This window comes from Kitasatospora sp. NPDC091257, from assembly GCF_044757675.1.
Lineage (GTDB): Bacteria > Actinomycetota > Actinomycetes > Streptomycetales > Streptomycetaceae > Kitasatospora > Kitasatospora lactacystinica.
Genome location: NZ_JBIVVI010000984.1, coordinates 1 through 3,491, shown reverse-complemented (window position 1 = coordinate 3,491; position 3,491 = coordinate 1). Strand labels below are relative to the sequence as shown.

At 72.0% G+C, this 3,491-nt stretch carries 3 protein-coding genes and 1 pseudogene; all 4 read left to right on the top strand.

The annotated features are described in order from the left end of the window. Positions 1-178 precede the first annotated feature (178 nt). Positions 179-1,450, top strand: coding sequence for a substrate-binding domain-containing protein (locus tag ACIQOV_RS33140; protein WP_401054435.1), 1,272 nt, complete (start codon positions 179-181; stop codon positions 1,448-1,450). Positions 1,451-1,539: 89 nt separating this feature from the next. After that, positions 1,540-2,280 (top strand): ABC transporter ATP-binding protein, encoded by a 741-nt coding sequence (locus tag ACIQOV_RS33135; RefSeq protein ID WP_401054433.1) that lies wholly within the window; start codon positions 1,540-1,542, stop codon positions 2,278-2,280. A gap of 95 nt (positions 2,281-2,375) precedes the next feature. Further along, on the top strand, positions 2,376-3,140 hold the full coding sequence (locus tag ACIQOV_RS33130) for an ABC transporter ATP-binding protein (RefSeq protein ID WP_401054437.1): 765 nt from the start codon (positions 2,376-2,378) through the stop codon (positions 3,138-3,140). Beyond that, positions 3,140-3,491, top strand: a pseudogene (locus tag ACIQOV_RS33125) (branched-chain amino acid ABC transporter permease); the annotation flags it as partial. The gene ACIQOV_RS33130 and the pseudogene ACIQOV_RS33125, both read left to right, overlap by 1 nt.

Below are 3,491 nucleotides of genomic sequence, written 5' to 3'. Positions count from 1 at the left end.
GTGAGGAGTCGTGTCGAAAGGCCACACCCGGGAGCCCGGAGGGCGACGGAGGCCCGGCGGTATGTCGGCCGGAGCCACATCCGGACGGGCTGATGCGTCAACTGGGCACATGTCGCCACTCCCACCGCACACCTACGGTTCCCGCATTCACCCCGCCGCACCTCAGGAGTCGGTCACCATGCGCAGCTCGACAGCCCCCTCCCGGACCGCCGCCGGCGCCCGTCCGGGCGACTCCCTGACCGGCGGCCCGGCGCGGAAGCTCGCCGCCCTCGCGGCCTGCGTCCTGCTCGCCTCGGGCTGCGCCAAGGCCGGAACGGCCGGGACGAGCGCGGCGGACGGTGGCGCCAAGGGCCCGATCAAGGTCGGCCTGGTGTACTCCAGGACCGGGCCGCTGGCCGCCTACGGCAAGCAGTACCTGGAGGGCTTCAAGGCCGGCCTGAGCTACGCGACCAAGGGCACCGGCGCGGTCGACGGGCACAAGATCGAGTTCGAGGAGCAGGACGACGCCGGCGACCCGGCCAAGGCGGTGTCCGCCGCCAAGGACCTGATCGGCAAGGGCTACAAGGTGCTGGCCGGCTCCACCGCCTCCGGCGTGGCCCTCCAGGTCGGCCCCATCGCCGCGCAGAACAAGGTGCTCTTCATCAGCGGCCCGGCCGCCGCGGACAAGGCCACCGGTCTGAACAAGTACACCTTCCGTTCCGGCCGCCAGTCCTACCAGGACATCAAGACCGCGGCCTCGTTCGTCGGTGACGCCAAGGGCAAGAAGGTCACCGTGCTCGCTCAGGACAACGCCTTCGGCCAGGCCAACGTGGCCGCGGTGAAGGCGGTGCTCGGCGGTGAGGGCGCGACCGTCGACCAGGTGCTCGCCCCGCCGAGCGCCACCGACCTCACCCCCTTCGCCACCCAGGCCCGGACCGCCAAGCCCGACCTGCTGTTCGTCGCCTGGGCGGGCGACACCGCCTCGGCCCTGTGGACGGCGCTCAACCAGCAGGACGTGTTCGCCGACACCAAGGTCGTCACCGGCCTCGACCTGGCAGCCTCCTACCCGCTGTTCGGCCCGGCCGGCGAGAAGATCTCCTTCCTGAACCACTACTTCGACGGCGCCGCCGGCACCCCGGTGGAGAAGGCCATGACCGAAGCCGTCACCGCCGCCGGAGGGAAGACGGACATCTTCACCCCGGACGGCTTCACCGCCGCCCAGATGATCGTGCACGCCGTCGAGTCCAACCACGGCTCCGCCGACGACACTTCGGCCCTGGTCAAGGCCCTGGAGGGCTGGAGCTTCGACGGGGTCAAGGGGAAGACCACGGTCCGCTCCGAGGACCACGCCCTGCTCCAGCCGATGTTCCAGGTGCGGCTGACCGGCAGTGGCGCCGCCGCCAAGCCCTCGGTGGAGAAGACCCTGACCGCGGACGAGGCAGCGCCCCCGGTCACCCCGATGGCGGGCTGATCCCGATGCCCGCCCGTACCGCCTCCACTCCTTCCGCCTCCTCCGCTCAGGGCTCCTCGTCCGTGCGTTCCTCCGCGTCCTCTTCCCCGGTGCTGCGTCTGGACGGGCTCGGCTGGGCCGTCCGCGGCGTGCCGATCGTCGAGGACGTCTCCTTCTCGGTCGGTGAAGGCGAGTTCATCGCCTTCATCGGGCCCAACGGCGCCGGCAAGACCTCCCTCTTCAACCTGATCTCGGGCATCTACCCGGCGACCCACGGCAGCCTCCACCTCGACGGCGCGGACGTCACCACCGAGGCTGTGCACGCCAGGGCCCGCCGCGGGCTCGGCCGCACCTTCCAGACCTCCTCCCTCTGGCCGGGGATGACGGTCGCCGACCACGTCCGCCTGGCCGCCCAGGCGGCGGCCGGGCCGCGCGCCTCGTACCGGCTCTGGCGCCGCGCCGACCGTTACGAGCAGCAGTTGGCCGACACCCTGGAACGCACCGACCTCACCCATCGCGCCGACACCCTGGCCAGTGCGCTCTCCCACGGGGAGAAGCGCAAGCTGGAGCTGGCCGTCCTGCTGGTCTCCGAGCCCCGGCTGATCCTGCTGGACGAGCCGATGGCCGGTGTCAGCGCGGAGGAGGTGCCCGCCCTCACCGAGCTGATCCGTTCCGTTCACCGGGACCTGGGCCGGACCGTCCTGATGGTCGAGCACCACATGGACGTCCTGCTCGGCCTGGCCGACCGACTCGCGGTGATGCACCACGGCACGCTGCTCGCCCTGGACACCCCCGAGGCCGTGATGGCCGACCCGACCGTGCAACAGGCCTACCTGGGTGAGGCGTTGTGACCTCCTCTCCGTTCTCCGCTCAGCGCTCCACTCCTTCGGGGCGCTCCGCCTCCTCGCCGTCCTCCGACGCCGTCCCCCTCCTCTCCGTCCGCGATCTGCGGGTGGTCATCGACGGGCTGCACATCCTGCACGGGGTCGACTTCGACGTGGCCCCCGCCGGGGTGACCGCACTCCTGGGCCGCAACGGCGCCGGCAAGACCACCACCGTCAAGGCCGTCATGGGCCTGGTGCCGCGCACCGGAAGCATCCGGCTCTCCGAATCCGAGCTCTCCTCCCTTCCCACGCATCTGGTCGTTCGTCACGGCATCGGCTACGCGCCCGAGGACCGGGGGATCTTCGCCGGCCTGACGGTCGCCGAGAACCTCCGCCTCGCCGAGCGCGCCGCCGGGAGCGGGGGCGCGGCCGGTGAACCGGACTACGCACTCGTCCACGAGCTCTTTCCCGAACTCAATCAGCGAGCCGGGCAGTTGGCCGGGACGCTCTCCGGCGGCCAGCAGCAGATGGTGGCGATCGGCCGGACGCTGCTCAACCGCAACCGGCTGATCATCGCCGACGAGCCCACCAAGGGCCTGGCCCCGAAGATCGTCGCCGAGGTGGCCGAGGTGCTGGCGCGCGCGGCCGAGGCCGTGCCGGTCCTGCTGGTCGAGCAGAACCTCGCCCTCGTCCGCCGACTGGCCGGCACCTGTGCCGTCCTGGCCGACGGCCGCACCGCCCACCGCGGCGACACCGCCGAGCTGTTGGCCGATGAGGAAGCCGCCCGCCGCCTGCTCGGCGTCGGCTCCCGCCACCCGCTCGCCGGCGGGCCCCGGCCCGCCGCCTCCCCGGCCGCCCCCGTCCTCACCGCCGAGGTGAAGCCCTGATGGACACCGTCGTCCTCCTTTCCTGTACCGGACTCGGTCTCGGTGCGCTGTACTTCCTGGTCGCCTCCGGTCTGTCGCTGATCTTCGGTCTGATGGACGTGCTCAACTTCGCGCACGGCGCCCTGCTCTCCATCGGCGCCTACGCCACCTGGTGGGCCGGCGCCGAGGCCGGCTTCTCCTTCTGGCTCGCGGTGCCGTTCGGCACCCTGGTCGGGACGGCCGCCGCCGTCCTGTTGGAGCTCTTCCTGATCCGGCCGCTCTACAGCCGCCCGCGCGACCAGATCCTCGCCACCGTCGGGGTCGGGCTCGCCGTACCCGCCCTGCTGATGGGGGTCTGGGGCGCGGACTCCC